Source organism: Solwaraspora sp. WMMA2059 (genome assembly GCF_027497315.1).
Lineage (GTDB): Bacteria > Actinomycetota > Actinomycetes > Mycobacteriales > Micromonosporaceae > Micromonospora_E.
In genome coordinates, this window is sequence record NZ_CP114908.1 from 6,395,261 (window position 1) to 6,418,520 (window position 23,260).

At 69.4% G+C, this 23,260-nt stretch carries 20 protein-coding genes, 1 tRNA gene and 2 pseudogenes; 16 read left to right on the top strand and 7 right to left on the bottom strand.

Annotation, left to right across the window (positions count from 1 at the left end):
- Positions 1-13 precede the first annotated feature (13 nt).
- The 4 genes from O7553_RS29275 to O7553_RS29290 all read left to right on the top strand — a co-directional run bounded on the left by O7553_RS29275 (position 14) and on the right by O7553_RS29290 (position 4,152).
- Positions 14-1,018 carry an ABC transporter permease gene (locus tag O7553_RS29275; RefSeq protein ID WP_278172097.1) on the top strand — a complete coding sequence of 335 codons (1,005 nt, stop codon included), beginning with the start codon at positions 14-16 and terminating at the stop codon, positions 1,016-1,018.
- Between the two features lie 85 nt (positions 1,019-1,103).
- Entirely contained in the window at positions 1,104-2,063 is a 960-nt protein-coding gene (locus O7553_RS29280) for an ABC transporter permease (RefSeq protein ID WP_281555793.1), read from the top strand.
- A 3-nt stretch (positions 2,064-2,066) separates the two neighbouring features.
- Entirely contained in the window at positions 2,067-3,068 is a 1,002-nt protein-coding gene (locus tag O7553_RS29285; protein ID WP_281552756.1) for an ABC transporter ATP-binding protein, read from the top strand.
- On the top strand, positions 3,061-4,152 hold the full coding sequence (locus tag O7553_RS29290; protein ID WP_281552757.1) for an ABC transporter ATP-binding protein: 1,092 nt from the start codon (positions 3,061-3,063) through the stop codon (positions 4,150-4,152). Before O7553_RS29285 ends, O7553_RS29290 begins: the two co-directional genes overlap by 8 nt.
- A 48-nt stretch (positions 4,153-4,200) precedes the next feature.
- Here the strand turns inward: O7553_RS29290 and O7553_RS29295 are convergent.
- From O7553_RS29295 to O7553_RS29310, 4 genes and pseudogenes are all read right to left on the bottom strand, one after another.
- Positions 4,201-4,443 (bottom strand): annotated as a pseudogene (locus tag O7553_RS29295) (hypothetical protein); the annotation flags it as partial.
- A 98-nt stretch (positions 4,444-4,541) separates the two neighbouring features.
- Positions 4,542-5,219, bottom strand: coding sequence for an HNH endonuclease family protein (locus tag O7553_RS29300; RefSeq protein WP_281555794.1), 678 nt, complete (start codon positions 5,217-5,219; stop codon positions 4,542-4,544).
- Between the two features lie 129 nt (positions 5,220-5,348).
- Positions 5,349-7,046, bottom strand: coding sequence for a 2-isopropylmalate synthase (gene leuA, locus O7553_RS29305; RefSeq protein ID WP_281555795.1), 1,698 nt, complete (start codon positions 7,044-7,046; stop codon positions 5,349-5,351).
- Between the two features lie 488 nt (positions 7,047-7,534).
- Positions 7,535-8,323 (bottom strand): hypothetical protein, encoded by a 789-nt coding sequence (locus O7553_RS29310; RefSeq protein WP_281552758.1) that lies wholly within the window; start codon positions 8,321-8,323, stop codon positions 7,535-7,537.
- 329 nt (positions 8,324-8,652) lie between these two features.
- On the opposite strand from O7553_RS29310, the gene O7553_RS29315 reads away from it, so the two are divergent.
- The 3 genes from O7553_RS29315 to O7553_RS29325 all read left to right on the top strand — a co-directional run bounded on the left by O7553_RS29315 (position 8,653) and on the right by O7553_RS29325 (position 12,087).
- Positions 8,653-9,918 carry an aspartate kinase gene (locus O7553_RS29315; RefSeq protein WP_281552759.1) on the top strand — a complete coding sequence of 422 codons (1,266 nt, stop codon included), beginning with the start codon at positions 8,653-8,655 and terminating at the stop codon, positions 9,916-9,918.
- Positions 9,919-9,924: 6 nt separating this feature from the next.
- Complete coding sequence (locus tag O7553_RS29320) at positions 9,925-11,004, top strand: aspartate-semialdehyde dehydrogenase (protein ID WP_281552760.1); 1,080 nt, start codon at positions 9,925-9,927, stop codon at positions 11,002-11,004.
- 189 nt (positions 11,005-11,193) lie between these two features.
- Complete coding sequence (locus tag O7553_RS29325) at positions 11,194-12,087, top strand: DUF3800 domain-containing protein (RefSeq protein ID WP_281552761.1); 894 nt, start codon at positions 11,194-11,196, stop codon at positions 12,085-12,087.
- 65 nt (positions 12,088-12,152) lie between these two features.
- Here the strand turns inward: O7553_RS29325 and O7553_RS29330 are convergent, their stop codons facing one another.
- Positions 12,153-13,559, bottom strand: a complete 1,407-nt coding sequence (locus tag O7553_RS29330) for a Tat pathway signal protein (protein ID WP_281552762.1) — start codon at positions 13,557-13,559, stop codon at positions 12,153-12,155.
- A 266-nt stretch (positions 13,560-13,825) separates the two neighbouring features.
- Between O7553_RS29330 and O7553_RS29335 the strand changes: the two genes are divergently transcribed.
- From O7553_RS29335 to O7553_RS29355, 5 genes are read left to right on the top strand one after another with little or no spacing between them, the layout of a single operon-like run.
- Positions 13,826-14,146 (top strand): DivIVA domain-containing protein, encoded by a 321-nt coding sequence (locus O7553_RS29335; RefSeq protein WP_281552763.1) that lies wholly within the window; start codon positions 13,826-13,828, stop codon positions 14,144-14,146.
- Positions 14,143-14,385, top strand: a complete 243-nt coding sequence (locus O7553_RS29340) for a hypothetical protein (RefSeq protein ID WP_281552764.1) — start codon at positions 14,143-14,145, stop codon at positions 14,383-14,385. Before O7553_RS29335 ends, O7553_RS29340 begins: the two co-directional genes overlap by 4 nt.
- Complete coding sequence (locus O7553_RS29345; protein ID WP_281552765.1) at positions 14,378-14,581, top strand: hypothetical protein; 204 nt, start codon at positions 14,378-14,380, stop codon at positions 14,579-14,581. The genes O7553_RS29340 and O7553_RS29345 overlap by 8 nt, the downstream gene beginning before the upstream one ends.
- Entirely contained in the window at positions 14,578-14,793 is a 216-nt protein-coding gene (locus tag O7553_RS29350) for a flavin reductase (protein WP_281552766.1), read from the top strand. Before O7553_RS29345 ends, O7553_RS29350 begins: the two co-directional genes overlap by 4 nt.
- A 5-nt stretch (positions 14,794-14,798) precedes the next feature.
- Positions 14,799-14,990 (top strand): hypothetical protein, encoded by a 192-nt coding sequence (locus O7553_RS29355; protein ID WP_281555796.1) that lies wholly within the window; start codon positions 14,799-14,801, stop codon positions 14,988-14,990.
- An 87-nt stretch (positions 14,991-15,077) separates the two neighbouring features.
- On the opposite strand, the gene O7553_RS29360 is transcribed toward O7553_RS29355, so the two are convergent.
- Both O7553_RS29360 and O7553_RS29365 read right to left on the bottom strand, forming a co-directional pair.
- A tRNA-Pro gene (locus tag O7553_RS29360) sits at positions 15,078-15,154 on the bottom strand.
- Between the two features lie 143 nt (positions 15,155-15,297).
- Positions 15,298-16,191: a metallophosphoesterase gene (locus O7553_RS29365; protein ID WP_281552767.1), complete on the bottom strand. Its 894-nt coding sequence runs from the start codon at positions 16,189-16,191 to the stop codon at positions 15,298-15,300.
- Positions 16,192-16,216: 25 nt separating this feature from the next.
- Between O7553_RS29365 and O7553_RS29370 the strand changes: the two genes are divergently transcribed.
- The 4 genes and pseudogenes from O7553_RS29370 (at position 16,217) to O7553_RS29385 (ending at position 22,585) form a co-directional block, all read left to right on the top strand.
- On the top strand, positions 16,217-16,672 hold the full coding sequence (locus O7553_RS29370) for a GatB/YqeY domain-containing protein (protein ID WP_281552768.1): 456 nt from the start codon (positions 16,217-16,219) through the stop codon (positions 16,670-16,672).
- Positions 16,673-16,953: 281 nt separating this feature from the next.
- A complete protein-coding gene (locus O7553_RS29375) occupies positions 16,954-17,202 on the top strand; it encodes a transposase family protein (RefSeq protein ID WP_281552769.1) in 249 nt (82 codons plus the stop codon).
- Between the two features lie 89 nt (positions 17,203-17,291).
- Positions 17,292-18,049 (top strand): annotated as a pseudogene (locus O7553_RS29380) (IS5 family transposase).
- A 555-nt stretch (positions 18,050-18,604) separates the two neighbouring features.
- Positions 18,605-22,585: a glycoside hydrolase family 9 protein gene (locus O7553_RS29385; RefSeq protein ID WP_281552770.1), complete on the top strand. Its 3,981-nt coding sequence runs from the start codon at positions 18,605-18,607 to the stop codon at positions 22,583-22,585.
- Positions 22,586-23,260: the final 675 nt, after the last annotated feature.

The following is a 23,260-nucleotide window of genomic DNA, read 5'->3' on the forward strand; positions in this document are numbered from 1 at the left end:
CTGCCGAGGCACCGTGTTCCGCTTCATCGTCCGACGACTGCTTCAACTCGTACCCACGCTGTTCGGTCTCTCCCTGCTGCTGTTCATCTGGCTGCACCGACTGCCCGGCGGCCCGGAGTCCGCGATCCTCGGCGAACGCGGCACCCCGGAGATGCGCGCGGCGATCCGCCGCAACCTCGGGCTCGACGAGCCGATCCTGATCCAGTACGGCCGGTTCATGAAGCGGCTGCTGCAGTTCGACCTCGGCACCTCGATCTCCACCAAACGTGAGGTCACCACCGAGTTCCTGCAACGCTTCCCGGGCACCGTGGAGCTGACCGCCGCCGCCATGCTGATCGCGATCGGCGTCGGCATTCCGCTCGGCTACCTGGCCGCCCGCCGCCGCGGCACCCTGCTCGACCACGGATCGGTGGTCGGCTCGCTGATCGGCATCTGCGTCCCGGTCTTCTTCCTCGCGTACGTGCTGAAGGCGATCTTCGCGGTGAACCTCGGCTGGTTCCCGTCCAGTGGCCGGCAGGACCCCCGCATCGACGCCACCCGGGTGACAAACTTCTTCGTCCTGGACGGACTGCTGACCCGGGAGTGGGACGCCTCGCTCAACGCGCTGTGGCACCTGGTGCTGCCAGGGTTGGCGCTGGCCAGCATTCCGCTGGCGATCATCGTCCGGATCACCCGGGCCAGCGTGCTGGAGGTGCTCGGCGAGGACTTCGTCCGTACCGCCCAGGCCAAGGGCCTGACCGGCCGGGTGATCCGCCGCCGGCACGTGCTGCGCAACGCGATGCTGCCGGTGGCCACCAGCATCGGCCTGCTCACCGGTGGGCTGCTCTCCGGTGCGGTGCTCACCGAGACCGTGTTCGCCTTCGGCGGCATCGGCGCCTTCGTCGCCGACGCCATCAGTCAGCGGGACTACCCCGTACTGCAGGGCTTCATCCTGATCATCGCGTTGGTCTACGTACTGGTGAACCTGTTGGTGGACATCTCCTACACCTTCATCGACCCGAGGGTGCGGGTCCGGTGAGCGGGCGGTTGGTCGGTACGGGTGGACAGGACTGCGGCGAGCGCGGCGCGCAGCCGCGGACGGAGGCGGCCCGATGAGTGACGTACTGAGCCCGGGGCGGAAGAAGGCGAAGCTGGACCGGCTCGCCGAGCTGTCCGCGGCGCACGACGACGAACGCGGTGTCAGCCTCTGGCAGGAGGCGTTCCGCCGGCTGCGCCGCAACCCGGCGGCGATCGTCGGCACCGTCATCCTCGGCGTCTTCCTGCTGGTCGCCCTGGTCGGCCCGTTCCTGGTGCCGTACGACCCGGCGGCGCAGCTGTGGAAGGACGAGATCCGCGAGGCGCAGGCCTTCTACCCGGGGCCGCGTGCGGAGAACTGGTTCGGCGTGGACCACCTCGGCCGCGACGAGTTCAGCCGGATGATCGTCGGCGCCCGGCAGACCCTGCTGGTCGGCGTCGTCGCCACCATGATCGGGCTGACCGTCGGCACGCTGATCGGTGGCCTGGCCGGTGCCGCCGCCGGCCTCGGCGGACGGTGGGGCCGCTGGGTGGACACCGTACTGATGCGGATCGTCGACATGCTGCTGGCGCTGCCCAGCCTGCTGCTGGCGATCAGCATCGCGGCGCTGCTCGGGGCCAGCCTGACCACCGTCATGATCGCGGTCGGCATGGTCTCGGTGCCGATCTTCGCCCGACTGCTGCGCGGCTCGATGCTCGCCCAGTCGAACAGCGACTACGTGCTCGCCGCCACCTCCCTGGGGGTCCGGCGAAGCAAGGTGGCGCTGGGGCACATCCTGCCGAACTCGCTCGCCCCGGTGATCGTGCAGTCCACCCTCACCCTGGCCACCGCGATCATCGAGGTGGCCGCGCTGTCGTTCCTGGGGTTGGGCAACCCGGACGCGTCGATCCCGGAATGGGGGGTGATGCTGGCCGACGCGCAGCGCTACCTGGACGCCGCGCCCCGGCTGGCGATCCTGCCCGCGCTGGGCATCATCATCACCGCGTTGGGCTTCACCCTGCTGGGCGAGGCGATGCGCGAAGCCCTCGACCCGAAACTGCGGAAGTGAGCCATGGCGCTGCTCGACGTGGATGAACTGGCGGTCACCTTCGCCCGGCGGGGGCAGCGGACCGTGCACGCCGTCGACGGGGTGTCCTTCTCGGTCGACGCCGGTGAGGTGACCGGGCTGGTCGGCGAGTCCGGCTGCGGCAAGAGCGTCACCTCGCTGGCGATCATGGGGTTGCTGCCGGCCGGCAAGGGCGTGCGGGTCCAGGGCAAGGCCGCGTTCGACGGCACCGACCTGCTGCAGCTCGATCCCCGGGCGATGCGGGACGTACGGGGCCGCGACGTGGCGATGATCTTCCAGGATCCGCTCTCCTCACTGAACCCGGTGGTGCCGATCGGGGTGCAGGTCACCGAGGTGCTGGTCCGGCACCGGGGAATGCGCGGCGAGGCCGCCCGGCTCGAAGCCGAGCACCTGCTGGACCGGGTCGGCATCCCGGACCCCACCCGCCGGTTGAAGGAGTACCCGCACCAGCTCTCCGGCGGGATGCGGCAGCGGGCGCTGATCGCGATGGCGGTCGCCTGCCAACCCCGGTTGCTGATCGCCGACGAGCCGACGACCGCGCTGGACGTGACGATCCAGGCGCAGATCCTGGAACTGCTCAAGGACCTGGTCCGCGAGTCCGGCACCGCACTGGTGATGATCACCCACGATCTGGGGGTGGTGGCCGGCATGTGCGACACGATCAACGTGCTGTACGGCGGCCGGGTGGTCGAGACGGCCCGCCGCCGGCCCCTGTTCGCGGCACCGCGCCACCCGTACACGGTGGGTCTGCTCGGCTCGATTCCCCGGCTCGACGCGGGCCACGGCCGGCGGCTGCGGCCCATCCCCGGCTCGGTCCGGGACCTGCTGCCCTGGCCGGACGGCTGCGCCTTTGCGCCGCGCTGCGCCCGCCAGGTGGACGCCTGCCTCGGCACCGCGCCGCAGCTGCGCCGGGAGCCGGACGGGCACGCGTTCCGCTGTGTCAATCCGCCCGAGACCGACGACACGGGGGAGGCCGCCGGTGAATGAGCCACTGGTCGAGGTCCGCGACCTCAAGGTGCACTTTCCGATCACCCGGGGCGTCCTGCTGGATCGGGTCGTCGGGCACGTCCGGGCGGTCGACGGGGTGGACCTGCGGATCGCCCGGGGCGAGACGTACGGCCTGGTGGGCGAGTCGGGCTGCGGCAAGTCGACGCTCGGCCGGGCCATCCTGCAGCTGACCCCGCCGACCGGCGGCGAAGTGGTCTTCGACGGGGTGACGTTGAACCGGCTGCCGGCGGCCAAACTCCGCACCATGCGCCGCCGCTTCCAGATGATCTTCCAGGACCCGATGTCCAGCCTGGACCCGCGGCAGAACGTCGAGTCGATCCTGGTCGAAGGACTGCAGGCGCACGACATCGGTGCCGACCGCACCGAGCGCCGGCGGATCGTCGGCGAAGCGCTCGATGCGGTCGGCCTGCCCCGCTGGGCGCTGTCCCGCTACCCGCACGAGTTCTCCGGCGGCCAACGGCAACGGATCGGCATCGCCCGGGCGCTGGTCCTCGGCCCGGAGCTGATCGTCGCCGACGAACCGGTCTCCGCCCTGGACGTGTCGATCCAGGCCCAGGTGATCAACCTGCTGGACGAGCTGCAGATCGAACGCGGCCTCACCTACCTGGTGATCGCCCACGACCTGGCGGTGGTCCGCCACATCTCGGACACCATCGGGGTCATGTACCTCGGCGCGCTGGTCGAGGAGGCACCCGGGGACCAGCTCTACCGCGAGCCGCTGCACCCGTACACCCGGGCGTTGCTGTCCGCCGTGCCGGTGCCGGACCCGGAGGTGGAGGACCGCCGGGAGCGGATCCTGCTGGCCGGGGACCTGCCGTCGCCAGCGAACCCGCCGGCCGGCTGCCGGTTCCACACCCGGTGCCCGTGGGCGCAGCCGACCCGCTGCGCCGACGAGCGGCCGGTGCTGCGCGAGATCGGCCCGTCCCGGGTGGCCTGCCACTGGGCCGAGCAGATCGCCGCCGGGTCGCTGCGCCCACACCGGACGAGTCCGGAAGCAGTCGCCCCCGCCGGTGCCGGCACCGCGCCGGCCACCGTCTCCGCCCCGCACGAACCGCTGCCGTAGCCGTCCGGCCCCTCGCGCGAGCCGCTGCCGTACGGGTCGACCGCAGGTTCAGCCGTCCGGGCGGTGCAGCAGGCCGACCGCGATGGCGTGTACGGCGTCCAGGCCGGCCGGGTCGGCCAGGTCGGCCCGGCCGCCGGTCACCACGTACCACTCCGCGGCATCCTTGTACTGCACGCGGAGGGTGACCTGGCCGGCGGCGAACTCGGTGCGCAGCGTCAACTCGCCGGTGATCACACCGACCTCGTCGGTCATCACCCCGCCCGGCCCGGCGACGATGTCCCGGGTGCGGCTCGACTCCACCGGCTCGCCCATGGTCAGCTCCTGTCGTCTCGTCGTCGGCAGCCCGTACCGCCGTCACCGACCGGTCGTTGTCCGGGGACCGGTCGCGGTCACGGACAGGTCGCCAGCATGTCGGCCAGCGCCGCCTTCTCCGGCTCCGTGACCGACAGCTCCCAGTAGTGCTTGACGGTGATCCAGTCCTGGGCGTACTGGCACCAGTAGTCCCGGTTCGGCGGCTTCCACTGCGACGGGTCCTGGTCACCCTTTGCCCGGTTGGTCGACGCGGAAACCGCGATCAGCTGCGGGCGGTCCAGGTCGTTGGCGAACTCGCGGCGCTGGTCGTCGTCCCACTCGTCGGCACCGGAGCGCCAGGCGTTGGCCAGCGGGACGATGTGGTCGATGTCGAGGTCGCCGGGGTCGGTGAAGGACTCGCCGTCGAACGCGCTGAGCCACTGCCCGCCGACCACGTTGCAGCCGTCCAGTTCGATCGCCGTGCCGTCGCGTTCCAGCACGGTGTCCCGGACATCGCAGTTGCTGCCGGCGGAGCTCCAGTGCGGAAAGTGGTCCCGGCTGTAGCCCCGCATCGAGCCGGCGGACGCCACGGTCAGCTGGTCGAGCAGCGCGGACGCCTGATCAGCGGAGCCGTCGCCGGAGCCGTCCGCCGACCCGTCGGGCGGCGCGGCGGTGGGGGAGCCGAGGGTGATGTCGACGGACTCGCAGCCGGCGGTCGCGACGAGCGCCAGGGCGGCGGCTACCGCGACCGCCGCCCGGCGCGGGTCGAATCGGATGGTCCAGGGACGCTGTCGAAAAGGGGTTCGCACCTGCTTAGCTTGCGGGTGCCCGGCGGTCAGCGCCAGGCACCCGCCGTCCCGGCGTTTCGCCGGAACCATAGTGGATCTTGGCTCGGTGCCGCCGGCTCAGCCGGCGCGCCGGCTGCGGTTCACCGCGCTGGTCACCGCCCGCACCGAGGCGATCACGATGTTCGAGTCCAGCCCGACGCCCCAGACCGTACGGTCGCCGACCTCGCACTCCACGTACGCCGCCGCCTGCGCGTCGCCACCGGCGGAGAGCGCGTGCTCGTGGTAGTCCAGCACCCGCACGCCGACGTTCACCGCCTGCAGCGCGTTGACGTACGCGTCGATCGGGCCGTTGCCCGCCGAGTCCAGGGTGTGTCGGACGCCGTCCACCACGACCACCGAGGTCGCCTCCACCTTGCCGTCGACGGTGCTCGTCGCGTACGACTCCAGGGCCACCGCCGGTTCGGTCCGCTGACCTCCGAGGTACTCGTCGGCGAAGATCTCCCACATCCGCTGCGGCTCGATCTCGCCGCCGGAGTCGTCGGTGACCGCCTGCACCACGCCGGAGAACTCGATCTGCAGCCGCCGGGGCAGGTCCAGGTTGTGTTCCTGGCGCATCACGTACGCCACCCCGCCCTTGCCGGACTGCGAGTTGACCCGGATCACCGCCTCGTAGGTGCGCCCCACGTCACGCGGGTCGATCGGCAGGTACGGCACCCCCCACGAGTGGTCGTCGACCTGGACACCGGCCGCGTCGGCGTCGGCGGCCAGCGCGTCGAAGCCCTTCTTGATGGCGTCCTGGTGGGAGCCGGAGAACGCGGTGTAGACCAGGTCCCCGGCGTACGGGTGCCGCTCGTGCACCGGCAGCTGGTTGCAGTACTCGACGGCCCGCTTGATCTCGTCGATCTGGCTGAAGTCGATCTGCGGGTCGACGCCCTGGCTGAACAGGTTCAGCCCCAGGGTGACCAGGTCGACGTTGCCGGTGCGCTCGCCGTTGCCGAACAGGCAGCCCTCGATCCGGTCCGCGCCGGCCAGCAGACCCAGCTCGGCGGCGGCCACCGCGGTGCCCCGGTCGTTGTGCGGGTGCAGCGACAGCACGACGCTCTCCCGCTGCGGCAACCGCCGGTGCATCCACTCGATCGAGTCGGCATACACGTTGGGGGTGGCCATCTCGACAGTCGCCGGCAGGTTGATGATCAGCGGCCGGTCCGGGGTCGGCGCGATCACGTCGATGACCGCACTGCACACCTCCAGCGCGTAGTCCAGCTCGGTGCCGGTGTACGACTCGGGGGAGTACTCGTAGAAGATGTCCGTGTCCGGGGTGTGGATCTCGGCGTACTTCTGGCACAGCCGCGCCCCGGTGGTGGCGATGTCGGTGATCCCGGCCTTGTCCAGGCCGAAGACCACCCGCCGCTGCAGCACCGACGTCGAGTTGTAGAAGTGCACGATGGCCCGCTTCGCGCCGCGCAGCGACTCGAAGGTCCGGTCGATCAGATGCTCCCGGCACTGGGTCAGCACCTGGATCGTGACGTCGTCGGGGATCAGGTCCTGCTCGATCAGCTGCCGGACGAACTCGAAATCGGTCTGGCTGGCCGCCGGGAAGCCGACCTCGATTTCCTTGTAGCCCATCTGCACCAGCAGCTGGAACATCCGGCGTTTGCGGTCCGGTGACATCGGGTCGATCAGCGCCTGGTTGCCGTCGCGCAGGTCGACGGCGCACCACCGGGGCGGCTGCACGATGCGGCGGGTGGGCCACTGCCGGTCGGGTACGTCGATGGCGAACTGCTGGTGGTAGGGCTGATAGCGCCGGTACGCCATCCGGCTCGGCTGCTGTCGGGCGATCGGATCAGTGGTGACGGGGCCAGCAGCGGGCTGGCCGGTGGGGATCGGGTCGTTGGTGGGCTGGACGTGGACGGACTGGCGTGCTGGGCCGGCGGTTGGCTGTGCCATGGTGCGATCTCCTGGTCTGGGAAGGTCCCGCGCTGTCGCGTCCGCCGACCGTCGCCGGCACCCGGTCCGGGGCGGCCCGCAGGTCCCGGCGACCAGTTGGTCGCGGTCTGCGCGTCGGTACGGGAAGGGCGCCGGCCGGGCCGGTCAGCTGGGCGGCGCGCCCGCACAGGTGCGGCGAGTGGTGCCGGAGCGGCTGGACAGCGTGGGCGCGGATGGGGTCAAGGCGGCGCGAGTCAACTCCGCGACGAGGTGCCGGCCTCGGGGGCCTCGTCGCGGCAGCGAAGGAGAAGCGCCTGCCACATGACAGCTCTCACCCTACGTGATCATCGCGGGTTGGCAAAGCCCAGCTGTGGATGTCAGCCGGTGCCGGCCGTGGATCCGCTGCTCACCGGCGGGGTACCGGCACCGTTCGGCGGCACGCCGGCGGTCACCGGACCCGGCAGCGTGATCGACGGCGGGGCGGTGCCCGGCTGGCCCGCCAGCAGCAGCGTCCCGAGCTCCAAGCGCACGCCGGTGAGGATGCCGTCCGGGCGGTAGCAGTAGATGCCGACGTCCAGCGGCGGCTGCAGCGACGTCGTGGTGGACTCCACGGAGAAACAGGTGCCGTCGACGCCGTCGAGCGGCTCGGTCACCGACACCGCCAGCGGGGCCCGCCGGTCGGCCAGCACCGCACGCCAGCCGGCGAACAGGTGGTGCAGCCGGGGGTCGAGCGCCGGCTCGACCGCGGCGTCCGGGTCGCCCAGCCGGACACAGTACGGCGTCACCGGGTTGGCGGCCGACGGCAGCGCACACCGGAACAGGCCGTCGGCGTTCTGCGCCATCGCGACGTCGCCCGTACCACCCGTGCCGCTCGTACCGCCCGCGCCACCCGGGGCTCCGCCCGGAATGTCCACCCGCCACCCGCCGTCCTCGGCCAGGGTCACCGCCACCGTCCGGTCCGGCCGGCCCGGGGTCTGCAACGTGTAGAACGCCGTCATCCGCAGGTCGCTGGCGGCAGCGGCCGCCGCCGCCAGCTGCGCCCGTGGCTCCGCCGGCGCAGCGCTCCCCGGTGCCGACGGCGACTGCTCGCCGGTCGGCGTGCCCTGCGGCGACGTCACCGGATCGGTCGAATCGCAGCCCAGCAGGGACAACGTGACGAACGCCACGCAGGCCAGCGCGGCAGGCGAGTTTCGTGACGCTACGGGACCCCGGGAATGCATCCGCCCATTCTGCGTACCCGGTCGGGTTTCTCGGCCCGGCGGCCCACGGACACGCTGATTTCCGTCGCCGGCCCGCTGACGAGCTGGGGCCTTTTGGCCCGACGGCGGGGCGTCGGCGTGTCGCGGACCGGGCCGCCCGGACGACCGGCCGCCCCGGACGGACACGGGCGGTGACCGCGCCCGGCCGGATCGTGGGAACGGCTGTCTGCACGGGCTCCGGACGCCGGTACCCTGATGCGGGCAGGTTGGCAGCAGCTGGAGGGGAGTGGACCGCCGTGGCACTGGTGGTGCAGAAGTACGGCGGGTCCTCGGTCGCCGACGCCGAGCGCATCAAACGGGTCGCCGAGCGGATCGTCGCGGCCCGCAAGTCCGGCGACGACGTCGTGGTGGTCGTGTCCGCGATGGGCGACACCACCGACGAACTGCTCGACCTCGCCGGGCAGATCAGCCCGCTGCCGCCCGGCCGGGAGCTGGACATGCTGCTCACCTCCGGCGAGCGGATCTCGATGGCGTTGCTCGCCATGGCCATCCACAACCTGGGCTACGAGGCGCGGTCCTACACCGGCTCGCAGGCCGGTGTGCTGACCACCTCGGTGCACGGCCGGGCCCGGATCATCGACGTCACCCCGGGGCGGCTGCAGGGCGCCCTGGACGAGGGCGCGGTGGCGATCGTGGCTGGTTTCCAGGGCGTGTCCCAGGACACCAAGGACATCACCACGCTGGGCCGCGGCGGTTCGGACACCACGGCGGTGGCGCTCGCCGCCGCGCTGCAGGCCGACGTCTGTGAGATCTACACCGACGTCGACGGGGTGTTCACCGCCGACCCCCGGATCGTGCCGAACGCCCGGCACATCAAGCAGATCACCTACGAGGAGATGCTGGAGCTGGCCGCCTGCGGAGCGAAGGTGCTGCACCTGCGCAGCGTCGAGTACGCCCGCCGGGCCGGTCTGCCGATCCACGTCCGCTCGTCGTACTCGACCAACACCGGCACCATGGTGACCGGATCGATGGAGGATCTTTCCGTGGAGCAAGCACTCATCACCGGAGTCGCCCACGACCGGAGCGAGGCGAAGATCACCATCGTCGGCGTTCCCGACGAGCCGGGTGCCGCCGCCCGCATCTTCGAGACGGTGGCCAACGCGGAGACCAACATCGACATGATCGTGCAGAACGTGTCGACCGAGGGCACCGGCCGCACCGACGTCTCCTTCACCCTGCCGAAGGCCGACGGCCCGACCGCGATGGCGGCGCTGGGCAAGGAACAGGAGCGGATCGCCTTCAAGGGCCTGCTCTACGACGACCACGTTGGCAAGGTGTCGCTGATCGGCGCCGGGATGCGTTCCCACCCGGGCGTGGCCGCCAACTTCTTCGCCGCACTCGCCGAGGCCGGCGTCAACATCGAGATGATCTCCACCTCGGAGATCCGGGTCTCGGTCGTCTGCCGGGACACCGACCTGGATGCGGCGGTACGCGCGGTGCACGCCGCCTTTGACCTCGGCGGTACGGAGGAGGCGGTGGTCTACGCAGGCACCGGCCGGTGAACCCCGGTGCCTGACGCCAGGGCACGCCAGCTGCCCACCCTCGCGGTGCTCGGTGCGACCGGAGCCGTCGGTGCCGTCATGTGCGAACTGCTCACCTCACGGGCCAATGTCTGGGGTGAGATCCGGCTGCTGGCCTCACCCCGCTCCGCCGGGCGGCTGGTGCGTTGCCGGGGCGAGGACCTGCCGGTGCACCAGGTCAGCCCGGAAGCCTTCGACGGGGTCGATGTCGTCATGGTGGACGTGCCGGACGACGTGTCCCGGCAGTGGACACCGGTCGCCACCGGGCGCGGCGCGACCGTGGTCGACAACTCGGGTGCGTTCCGGATGGATCCCGGCGTACCGCTGGTCGTGCCGGAGATCAACGCCGAGCAGGTACGTCGCCGGCCGCGCCGGATCGTCTCCAACGCCAACTGCACCGTCCTGGCCATGATCGTCGCGATCGCCCCGCTGCACCGCGAGTACGGCCTGCGCGAGCTGGTGCTGGCCAGCTACCAGTCGGTCTCCGGCGCCGGGCGGTTCGGTGTGGACCTGCTGCACAGCCAGCTGACCAGGGCGGCCAGCGACCGTACGCTCGGCTCCCGGCCCGGCGACGTACGTCAGGCGGTGGGGGACGACCTCGGCCCGTTCCCGGCCCCGCTGGCGCTCAACGTGGTGCCGTTCACCGGCGAGCTCGCCGACGCCGGCTGGTCCACCGAGGAGCTGAAACTCCGCGACGAGTCCCGCAAGATCCTCGGCCTGCCGGATCTGAAGGTCTCGTCCACCTGTGTGCGGGTGCCGGTGGTGACCGGACATTCGGTCGCCGTACACGCGGTCTTCGGCAGTGAGGTCACCGCGGACGGTGCCCGCGAGGTGCTGCGCAACGCGCCCGGGGTGATCGTGGTCGACGACCCGGCGAACGCCGAGTTCCCGATGCCGATCGACGCGGTCGGCACCGAGCCGTCCTGGGTCGGCCGGATCCGTCGGTCGATGGACGACCCTCGGGCCATCGACTTCTTCGTCACCGGCGACAACCTGCGCAAGGGTTCGGCGCTGAACACCATCCAGATCGCCGAACTGATCGCCCGGGATCTGTCCGCCAGTCGGTGACCGACGCGCTGACGTGCGGCAGACGCTGCCGCGCTGGTCTCAGCTGTGACTGAACGCAGTGTTGAGGTTGCAGCAGCCAGCCGAAGTGTGCTCTACTTGATACAGAACTCTTCTAACGGTGCCTAGGGGAAACCCGAACACCACATCCTAAGGCCGCCTTCGGGCGGCCTTAGCGTTTGAGGGAGAATCTTGCACCTCTGCTACCTCGATGAGTCGGGCGGCTGTGAGCCTCCCAACAGTAGCCCTTCCGCCACGCCTGTAATGGTGCTACTCGGCATGATCCTCGATGCGGCTACCGTCCCGGCTCTGACTCGAGACTTCCTGGATCTCAAGCGACGGCACTTCCCCGGTCGTTTCAGTTCCAGTCGCGCACTTGACCACATTCTGGTCGAGGTGAAGGGTAGTGAGATTCTGCAAATGACCCGCAGTGATTCTCGTAACAAGCGTCGGCAAGCGGATAGATTCCGGACCGAACTTCTGGATCTGGTCGAGGCGCACCATTGCCGGGTTGTTGGTCGCGTCTGGATCAAGGAGCCGACCGCCGGCATGGACGCTGAATCCAGCTACTGTTACGCGGTGCAGGATATTGCCCGTCATTTCGGTCAATACATGCAGCAAGAGGACGAAGTGGGGGTGCTGATCGCTGACGGCCGTAGTCACCAGACCAATCTGCGGGTGGCGCACTCCATCTTTACTCAGAAGTGGCGCACTGGCGGCGACCCGTACGCGAATCTCCGGGAAGTGCCCCTGTTTGCGGCCAGCGACAACCACGCGGGCCTGCAGATCGCGGATCTTCTAGCCTCAACTTTCGTCTTCCCCATGGCTGCGGCAGCCTACTGTACTTCCCGACCCGGATATGTTCATTCTTCTTCCCGGTACAACCAGGTGCGCTCCTCATTCGGGACACGTCTGGGTCAACTCCAGTACCGATACAGAGACGAGACGGGCAAGTGGCGCGGTGGCTTAGTGGTGAGTGATCGAATAGCTCACCAGTCCGGATCACGTCTGTTTCGTCCTGCCTCCCCTGTGCCGTCTACCCGCACTCCTGTGGAGCAGGCTGCGGCTCTGCCCGCCACACCTTGACGGGGGCGCATACGGACGGTGGCGGGTCGGGCGGTACTGCTTGATCCAAAAGATCGTGCATCTGGTCAGGTCCCCGAAGGGATACTCCCATCACGAAGAAGAGCGGCACCGCGCTGATCAAGTTGTTTAGCGAATGAGGGTAGGCGCTGGCCAACGCCACCCAGACGCGCTCGCATGTTCTTCACGGCGGCACGCGCCCGGCCCGACTTGACGCCAGTCATCGCGTCCATGGCCATGTTCCAGTTCGCGGCTGCCTCGCCGAGACGGCCCTGCGCGCACTGCACGTCGCCCAGGTTGGCTAACGTCAGCGTGTGAATACGGCGGTAGACATCTGAGTTTCGAGTCGCAATCGACCGGCGGAGCTGCATCTCGGCGCCCGACATATCTCCCAGATCCCGCAGGGCCTGTCCAGCTTGACTAGCAAGCGAGGTTTCCGTGAAACCGCTGGTCCGAATCCACGGCGGCTCCTCGTCCGGTGCAGATTCCGCAAGGCGCTTCTCGGCAGCAGAGATCGCCGTTGAGGTGCGTGTACGGTCACCTGTTGCCGCGTGACCCCGCGCCACGAGGATTGCGAAAAGAGCAGTGGCGGCCGGGGTGGAGCTTCCCTTCGACCAGCCGAGAGCGGATTCCGCGAGGTTGAGCGCCTGTTGCCCGTGACCGAGATCAACAGCCTGATGAGCCATCGCACGCAGAGTGAACGCTGCAAGTGCGCGGTCGTCGGCTTCATTCGCGAGCCGCAGTGATTGGACGTAGTACCGCTGAGCTAGGCCGTGCAGGGACGAATCAAATGCTTTCCATCCGGCAAGGTAGGTCATCTCCGCAGCCAGGCTGAACATTGCCCTGCGTCCCGAGTCGGACGAGAACCTGCCGCGCAGATAGTCAGCGACATCTGACGAAAGGTATTGAATGACCGCAAGACGGGCGTGGCCGCCGCCGAACCGCTCGTCAGCTCGACTGAACACCGCCAGCATGTCTCGCACGGCGTCAATCTCGCTGCGGCCTACCGCGACCCCACCGCCTTGTGCGCGTCGCCCTCGGTCTGCGACCTCCTGCCAGGACTCGAAAGGAACCGCGAGCGCAGCCAGCGAGTACAAGGCTTTGAGCGCGAAAGCTCGTCGCTCCAAGTCGGCCCTCCCGATCGTTACGAGGTTGGTGGCGCAGTCGTCCACCCACCAGTCGAGTCCGCCTAGGTCGGCTTCCAGGCTACCGTCCACGTCGAAGCCAAGGTCGGTCGGTGAGACGAGATGACCGAGTCGACGGCTGACCGCTTCGGCGAGGTAGCGAGGGGTTCGACCACTTGGCCGTACCCCTGCGACCCAGTGGCCGACGTGTGACCGATCGCAGGATCGCAGGTCGTCGTTGTGCTCGCGGGCGATGACTCGAACTGCTGCGGCACAGGCATCGTATGACCACCGGCACGCCTTGATCATCTCCCGCAGTTGCTCGTTGCGTTTCCTCTGCTGCCGTGTCATCCGCAGCCTCCCTGGTCGGACCGGCGTTCAACGCGTTCAACGCGTCCAGTGTCCTCACAGGCTACCGGAGGACGCCGACAATCCGTTTACTACAAACAGGTCCTGCCGCACCGGAGTAGAGCGCGGCGATGATCATTGGATGGCGAACGATTGTGCTTCGCGATTCGAACTACTAATCGGCTCATCCATAGATGCGAGTTGTCGATCAGCGTGGCCTCCCCTGGCTGTTGGCTGAGCGTTTGGTGTCGAGTTCGCGAGGAGAAGTCATGGAGCAGCGGAGCAGGCGGGGGCGGGTGGTGCCTCGGCAGGGCGTACTCGTGGAGCCGTGGCAGGTCAGGGCGGTGCAGTTCGAGACGCGGTGGCGTGGGCTGGACCCGGCGGCGGTGTACGCGTACCTGCGGCAGGTCGCCGATGTGCTGGACCGGCTCACCCGGCAGGCCGCCGTCGACCGGGCCGAGGCCGACCGGCTGCGCGAAGGGCTGCGGCAGTGGCGGCAACGCCACGTCGGCTGCCGCTTCAACGACCCGCCCGCCGGCGTCTACCAGTCGGAGCATCAGCGGCAGACCGGCAACGGAGGCCACTGGTGAGCGACGAACCGCGCTGGACCATCCACCTGCCGACCCGGCTCACTGACATCGAGGCCGCCGCCCGGTTCGCCGCCGCGCTGCGGGACTCGCTGGCCCACCTCGACGTCGTCGACTTCGCCGGCACCACGCTGTCGGCCACCGACCGCCCGTTGCTGCGTACCCGGGTATGGGGTGACGTCGACCCCGACCCGGCCGGCAGCGACCTGGTCAGCGACCGCACCGCGCCGGCCGATGGCTGACCCCGTCCCCCGCCAGGTCGAGATCGATCACCTGACGGAGCTGGTCGACCGGCACGCGCCGCGCGCCGACGGCTGCGCCTGCGGCGACCCGCTCACCGCCGCTGGCCGCTGCTGGCGCACCGAGGTCGCGCTCACCCGGCTGCGCGACCTCGGTGTGCACGTCGCCGCCGTCGACCAGCCGGAGAACGCCGGATGAGCATGCACGTCCCCGTCCGCCCGAGCTGGGTCTGCGCCGGCTGCGGGCATGCCTGGCCGTGCCTCGACAGCCGGCGACAACTCACGATCGAGTACGCCGACGCCCGCGTCTCCCTGTCGGTCTACCTCGCCACCAACATGGTCGAGGCGATGACCGACCTGCCGGCCGGGCACGGCTGCGACCTCTACTGGCGTTTTCTCGGCTGGCTGTGATGTCGATGTCGATTTTGCGCCCCGGCGACGAACCGATGCACTACGACGACGGCTCACACCGCTGGATCCCGCCCGACCCCGACTACGACCAGGAGATCTGGGAGAACCAGGTGCGTGAACACCAACACGAGCATCGCGGGCGTCCGGACCCACCCCCGCCCCGCTACCGCCTCATCCGGCGATCCGCCGCAAGGTGAGAAACTGGACTGCACCAGCCAGGGCGCTCAGACACGCAGTTGGACATGCGAAGGGCCATATCGATGTGATCGACATGGCCCTTGACCTGGTCGGGGTGGCCGGATTTGAACCGACGACCTCTTCGTCCCGAACGAAGCGCGCTACCAAACTGCGCCACACCCCGAGGTCCGCTGGGCAATACTAGCCCACCGGCTCGGCAGGGCAAATCCGGTATCCCCGGTGCGCCGCCGCCGGCCCACGGGCGGCGCGTCACTGGGCCGCCGGCTGACGCAGGCTGACCTGCGTCGACGTTCGGTCAGCGTTGGATCAGCGGGCGATCAACGTCAGCAAGGTGGCCTCCGGCGGGCAGGCGAACCGGACCGGCGCGGTCGGGTGGGTGCCCAGCCCGGCCGAGACGTGCAGCCACGAGTCGGTGCCCGGCCACCGGTGCAGGCCCTTGGCCATCGACCGGGGCAGGTCGCAGTTGGTGACCAGGGCGCCGACGAACGGCATGCAGACCTGCCCGCCGTGGGTGTGCCCGGCGAGCAGCAGGTCGAGCCCGTCGGCGGCCATCTCGTCCAGCACCCTGGGCTCGGGAGAGTGGGTGAGGCCGAGACTCAGGTCGGCCTCCGGCGACGGCGGGCCGGCGACGGCGGCGTAATCGTCGCGTTCGATGTGCGGGTCGTCCACACCGGCCGCGTCGATCAGCCGGCCGCCGGCCTTGAACGACGCCCGGCGGTTGTTCAGATCGTGCCAGCCGGCGCCGACCAGCACCTCGCGCAGCTCCTCGAACGGCAGGTCCGGGCCGGGTCGGTAGTCCCGCTCGGGCAGCAGGTAGCTCAGCGGGTTCTTCCACACCGGGCCGGTGTAGTCGTTCGACCCGAAGACGAACACGCCGGGTAGGTCCAGCAGGGGCTGCAGGGCCCGTAGCGCGCCCGGTACGGCGTCCGGGTGGGCGAGGTTGTCGCCGGTGACCACGACCAGGTCCGGGTCCAGCCCGGCCAGCGCCGCCACCCAGGCCTGTTTGCGCCGCTGGTCGGGCATCATGTGCATGTCCGAAAGGTGCAGGATGCGCAGCGGTTCTGCGTCCGGCGCGAGCACCGGCACGTCGAACCGGCGCAGGGTGAACATGTTGCGCTCGATGAGCGAGGCGTACGCCAGGGTGGCGGCGCCGAGTGCTGCGGTGCCGGCGGCGAGCCGGAATACGGTGCGCTTTCGCATGCCGACCAGGGTAGTTTGGCCACTCATGAGCACCGTGAAGGACCGCCTGACCGCTGACATGCGGGCCGCGTTGAAGGCCCGGGACGAGCTGACCACCTCCACCCTGCGGATGGCGCTGGCCGCGATCGGCAACGCCGAGGTCGCCGGCAAGGCCAAGCGGGAGCTCTCCGACGAGGAGGCGTTGGCCGTGCTGACCAAGGAGGCGAAGAAGCGCCGGGAGGCGGCTGCGGCGTTCGCCGACGCCGGCCGGGTCGATCAGGCCGCCAAGGAGCGGGCCGAGGGCGAGGTGCTGGACCGCTACCTGCCGCGTCAGCTCGACGACGAGGCGTTGGCCGGCATCGTCGCCACCGCACTGGCCGAGGGTGGGTTCACCGGCAAGGCGCAGATGGGCCCGGCCATGAAGGCGGCCCAGGCCGCGGTGGCCGGCCAGGCCGAGGGAGGCCGGGTGGCAGCCGCGGTACGCCGCCAGCTCGGCCTTTGACCGGAAGCTGCGATAGGTGCCGAACTTGAAAGCCTATCGGGACTGCGAGTAGCTCCCGCAGTCCCGATACAGTGAATGCCACTCAATACGTAAGCTCCATCGGAGCAGTTGCTTGCCTGGCCTTCAACGGCTCTTCTGAGTTGAGTGGGGTTCGCGGTTGACGGTGACCCTGGCGTAGAGGGCTCGCAGCCCTTCGGTGATCATCTGAGTGTCTAGATCGGATGTTCACAAGCGGAGAGCTGCGAGCATGGTCAACAATATGACCCGGCTGCTGGGCCTGGATGGTGGACCGGGTCAGGTTGGACCCCGACGGTGTCCCGGTGGTCGCTCTGTCTACCGCCGATGAGCAGGTACGATGCCGCTCGGACTGCGGTGCGCGGGCCCGGCGGGTCAAGGACTGGGTGACGACCCGGCCCCGGGATCTGCCCGTGGCGAGCCGGGCGACGCGGTTACGGTGGCGCAAACGCCGCTGGCATTGCGACCAGGGTGGATGTCGACGCCGGACGTTCACCGAGCAGGTGGGCGGGTGACGAACTTCCGGTGTGTCGCTGCCCGGCAAACAGCGAGGTCTCCGGTGGATGGCTTATCGACCAAGACGAACCATCGACACGGAGACCTCGTGACCAGCGTAGCGGTGACGAGGCGGCACGACCTGACGGACGCTCAGTGGGCAGTCCTGGAGCCTCTCCTGCCCACCGCACGCCGGCCGGGCCGACCGCCCGCATCAACGAAACGGCAGCTCATCGACGCGATCCGGTGGCGGACCCGGGCCGGCGCCCCGTGGCGGGACATCCCCGACCACTACGGCTCCTGGGCGGCGGCGTACGCCCTGTTCCGCCGGTGGCAGCGCGACGGGACCTGGGCCAGGATCCTGACCGCGTTGCAGGCCCTGGCCGACGCGGCGGGACGGATCGTCTGGGACGTGTCCGTGGACTCCACGATCAGCCGCGCGCACCAGCACGCCGCCGGAGCGCGTAAAAGGGGGATCTGCAGGCCGAACCGCCCGGCGGTACCGGGTCGGAACCCGACGACCACGCGTTGGGGCGTTCCCGTGGCGGACGGACCACGAAACTGCACCTGGGCTGTGAACAGGGACAGAAACCGCTGTCAATCGTGCTGACCGGTGGGCAGCGTGGCGACAGCCCGCAGTTCACGACGGTCCTCGACCGAATCCGGGTGCCCCGGTTGATCCCGCACTCGACCCCGAGATCTACCAGCAGCGCCACGCGGTCGAGTGCGGGATCAACCGGCTCAAGCGCAACCGAGGCCGGCATCCCGGTGGTCAACCTGGACCGTGCCGTCGCGACCCGCTACGACAAACTCGCCGTCCGGTACGAGGCGACCGTGCAGGTCGCGGCGATCAACGAGTGGCTGTGACCGACTTTGATACACGCCCTAGGGCTGTATGGTCACCACTCTCTGGGCCACGTCCAGGTGGATCCCTAGTGAATGCTGACTGTTGGTGAACACTCAGGATCCGAGCGGTAGGGGCTGTTGTTCGGGGCCGGATCTCGTGAGTCCAGGCCTCAGTCCATCCATTGCGGTGGCTGGGGCTGGTGCCGGGACCTGCGCTTTCCTGGTTGATCACAGATGCGTAGGATCACCTCCACATCGCCGCCGGCGGCAGTCCGCTGCCCGTCCGGGTCACACCCCCGTCTCCTGTTCAGGTTCGCCACATCGGCGATGAAGAGTTGGGTGCTGCAGTTGATGCAAACCCTAGTTTGGCTGCGAGCCAGACGTCGACCACTATGGACCTATTGCGTTGCGCTCGCGCTGGTGGTCGTGCTGGTGGTGACCGGCCACGCACGACCCGTCGCGGCGCAGAGCGCGTCAGGCTGCGAATTCGGTGAATCGGCTCTCGAAGCTGGAGCGACCGGACCGGGTGAGGTCACGCTACGTATTGGTTGCGCCCGGGACATCGGGAGTTTCGGCGTGTTCGCAGAGCGCGACGACGACATCGTCGCGATCCTGGAGTTCACCCCCGCCCGCGACGAGGCTGAGCTCCGCGAGATCCTGCAACGTCAGGTTGACGACGCCAACCAGGCGCGCGACGCGGGAGCCAGCCTGAGCTCGTACCTCCTCGCAAAGGCGGACGAGTTCGGGATCGGGTACTACGCGGAGCAGGACGAGGATATCGACTTCGACGGCGAGATTCACCGGATGGCCAACCACCTGGTGATAGTGATCCCGCAGGCGGAGGTCGAGGCCGCGTGGAGTTGGATCGGCGTCCTGAAGAAGATCGCGCTGGCGTTGATCTTCTTCGGTGTCTGGGCGCTCGTCGAAGGCACCTGCGTTGCCTTCTTCGCGCCAGAGGCGCCGGTGGCCGCGGTGCTGTGCGGAGCCTTCGCGGGATTCATCGCAGGCGGTGTACGGGAGTTGCTGTCGGCTGTCTTCGCCGGCAAGGAGATCAATAGCGACGTGTGGTCGGACGTACTCGGGACCGCGCTCGGCGGTGCGTTCGTCGGCGCGACCCTGCACGGTGCCATTCAGCTGGTCGAGTCGACTGTCCGGCCCATGTACGCCGCGCTGGGGAAGTTCCTGAGGGAGACCAGCCTCAAGGTGTGGAACTCGCTCAAGAGCCTCGTCAGCCACGCAGCCGACATGTTCACGGCCGAGGCCGCGGACGTCCTGCGCAAGGCAGTGGAGCTCGCAGCCCGGCACGGGATCGGAACGTTCGCGACCGGCAAGTGCCCCGGCTACGACCCCAGCTCCGGCAACGGCACTGGGCTCGGGTGGCAGGAACTCGGCCGGATGCAGGACGGCCTCAAGCGGCGCCTCGATCTGCTCGATAACGACAACAGCTCGGGCGAAACGGTATCGAGGACCAAACTGCAGTACGCGGACGTCGACGGCGACGGCCTGTCGGACCGGATCCTGGTCGCGGCGGCCGGACGCGCCGAACTGTCGCAGAACGTCGGGTGTGGCGAGGACGGCCAGCGGCTCTGGGCGCAGCGTAGTGACGCCGGACCGATCGAGGACATACTGGAGCAGTTCAACGCCGACCAGGTCCACTTCGGCGACCTCGACGGCGATGACCGAGCCGACCTTATCGCGGTCCTCGAGGCCAGCCAGTCACCGACCGGTGTCCCGATGATCCAAGCCTGGCGCAGTGAGTCGTCGATCAGCGACATCCGGTGGGCGGCGGGCAGCCAGGTCGCGGACAACCTCGGGTTCGCCGCTGCCGAGCGGCGCTTCTTCCTCGACATCGACGGTGACGGTGACAGCGACTACCTGACGGTCACTGCGGACAACACCGTGAGCGCCTGGGAGAACACCGCGTGGGGCCTGCCCGGGCCGGCTGATTGGAGCCGGATTGACGGCTTCGGGCATCCGGGCCAGGGACAGGGCGGCGGGAAGGTCTACTTCGCCGACGTCACCGGGGACGGCCGCGCGGATCTGCTCCTGGTCGACTACGTCACTGGCGGGGTCCAGGCATGGGAGAACGTCGGCAGCCCGTGGACCAGCTCGACCGGCTGGCGGTCACTGGGCACCATCCGGATGGGTGCGCCGCTGGCTGGTGGCTCCGGTGCGATCTTCAGCGACCTCGATGGCGACCAGGTCGCGGACCTGCTGCTGCTCGACAGCGTCGAGGGCGGCGTCGACGGTTGGCGGCTGCCGCGCTACGGGTCAGGCGAACAGGGGCCGGGCCAGCCAGGCGTACCGACCTCCCCGGAGCAGCTTCCGCCGGGGACGCTGCCGGCGTACAGCGGTGGTGATCCGCGTCCGCAGGTGACTGGCCGGCTGATTCAGAACAGCAACTTCACCGGCAGCTTCAAACCGTGGTGGGTGAACGCGGGGATGACGCCGAAGGTGGACGGTGGGGTCTTCTGCGTGACCGCCCCGGCATCGGAGAAGCCATGGGATGTGCTTGTCGGGCACAACAGCATCTACCTGCCACGAGGGAACTCCTACACGTTCCGGTTCCGGGTGCGGACCAGCGAGACGGTGCCGTTGGTGGTGCAGATCGCTCCGTTCGACAACCCGAACCACACGACGTACCTGGTCAAGTATCCGACCGTCACCGGCGGGGCGTGGCGGACCTACGAGTACACCTTCAACACCAGCTTCAGCCAGGAGTACGTGCTGTCGCAGGTACAGTTCCGCCTCGGCGGGTCGGACCAGGCGTACGAGTTCTGCATGGACGACGTGACGCTCAACGGTGCCAGCTACGTGTACCAGGCGCAGCGGGGTCCGGCGGTGAAGGTCAACCAGCACGGCTACCTGCCGCAGGGGCCGAAACGGGCGACGCTGGTGACGGACGCGGCGAACCCGCAGTCCTGGACGCTGCGGCGGGTCGGCGGCGGCGACGTGGCGACCGGGCAAACCGTCCCGGCCGGCTTCGACGGCTCGGCCGGCGCTTCGGTCCACCTGGTCGACTTCAGCTCGGTTACGGCGACCGGCCGGTTCGAGCTGGTGGTCGGTGGCCAGGCCAGCTACCCGTTCGACATCCGGACGGACCTGTACGCGTCACTGCGAACGGACTCGATGCGGTTCTTCTACCCGAACCGGAGCGGCATCGCGATCGACGGCGGCATTGCCGGGGCGGAGTACGCCCGCCCGGCCGGGCATGTGGCGTCCTCGCCGGGCGGGGGCGACACTGCGGTGCCGTGCCAGTTCCCGCAGTCGTTCATGGACAACTGGACATGTGACTACACGCTGGACGTCACCGGCGGTTGGTACGACGCGGGTGACCATGGCAAGTACGTGGTCAACGGCGGCATCGCCACCTACCAGCTGCTCTCGGCGTGGGAACGGGCCGTGGCGGTGGGTCGGTCCGGGCCGCTGGGCGACTCCACCCTGGCGATCCCGGAGCGCGGCAACGGCGTGCCCGACATCCTCGACGAGGCCCGCTGGAACCTCGAATTCATGCTGAAGATGCAGGTACCGGACGGGCTGCCACTGGCCGGGATGGTGCACCACAAGGTCCACGACGAGTCGTGGACCGGGCCGCCGATGCTGCCGCACCAGGACACGAAGCAGCGCGAGCTGCACCGGCCGTCGACGGCGGCGACGTTGAACCTGGCCGCGGTCGCCGCCCAGGGGGCGCGGCTCTACGCCCCGTACGACGCGGCCTTCGCCTCCCGGCTGCGGTCGGCGGCGCAGCGGGCCTACGCCGCGGCGCTGGCCAACCCGACGCTCTACGCGCCCAGGGCGGACCGCTCCGGCGGTGGCCCGTACGCCGACAGCGACGTCACCGACGAGTTCTACTGGGCGGCGACGCAGCTGTACCTGACCACCGGCAGCGGGACGTACCTCGACGCGGTGCGGGCCAACCCGTACCACACTGCGGGGGCGGCGTTCAACCAGAACGGCTTCTACTGGGGGCAGGTCGCCGCTCTCGCCCAGCTGGACCTGGCCCGCTTCGGCAGCGGACTGTCCGAGCAGGCGCAGATCCGCCATTGGGTGACGACCGCGGCGAACCGGCTGATCTCGTTCCAGCAGGCCGAACGGTTCGGGCAGACGTACACCCCGGCCAGCGGTCTGTACGACTGGGGATCGAACGCGTCGATCCTGAACAATCAGGTGGTGATCGCCACGGCGTACGACCTGACCGGCAACACGATGTACGTCGACGCGGTGTTCGAGGCGTTCGACTACCTGTTGGGCCGCAACGCCCTCGGTCAGTCCTACGTCACCGGGTACGGCACCAACGACGCGAAGAACCAGCACAGCCGCTGGTACGCGAGGTCGTTCGACTCGACGCTGCCGAATCCGCCGGTCGGCTCGGTGTCCGGCGGGCCGAACTCCAGCCTGCAGGACCCGCTGTCGGCGTCCTGGCTGCACGGCTGCGCCCCCCAGTTGTGCTACGTGGACAACCTGGAGGCCTGGTCGACAAACGAGATCACCATCAACTGGAACTCGGCGCTGGCGTGGGTCAGCGCCTTCGCCGCCGACGAGGCACCGCGCCGGTGAGCCACCGTCACCCATCGGTGATTCGTCGCTGATCTGTCGCTGAAAGCCGGCCGGCCCGCCCGGGAGAGATCCGGGCGGGCCGGCCGTTCAGCCGGGTCCGACGGCCCCTGCTGAGGACCGCGCCCGGCCGGTTGAGCTCGTCCTTGTACAGCCTGGACCTTGACCGTCTTGCCGTCGCGGTCAGGCTCCTCAGCGTTGATTCCCCGGCCGTGAAGCAGCATCCACGAACGCCACTGCGGGGAGGGCCAGACCTCCTGGACTCGGAGCCGGACCGGGCGCTTGCCGTCCACGTGGTCGCACTGCCGCAGCGCCACCAGATCACCGGGGCACACCAGAGCTTCGTCGTCAGGCATCGTCCGACGCTCCGTACGACTCGGCGGACTCGTCCTGGTCGTCGTGCGCGGGTATCCGGCGGTCATCAGCCCGGAGAGATGGAGTACGGCGCGGATCCGCCGGGCACTACTGGGGTCCCACCGGTCCAGGATGGCGATCGCCCGCAGGAACGGCCGGCAGGGGCCGGGTACGCCGCCGCACCGGTGGCACTCGCCGGTGGTCGGGTTCGGGATGTGGGTACGGGCGGTCGAGTTCGCGTCGTGGACCGCCCGGGACAGCTCGGGGGACCGTTCGCCCGGGTGGACCGGTGGCTTCCGTCCACCCGGATGTGCTCGGACTGTG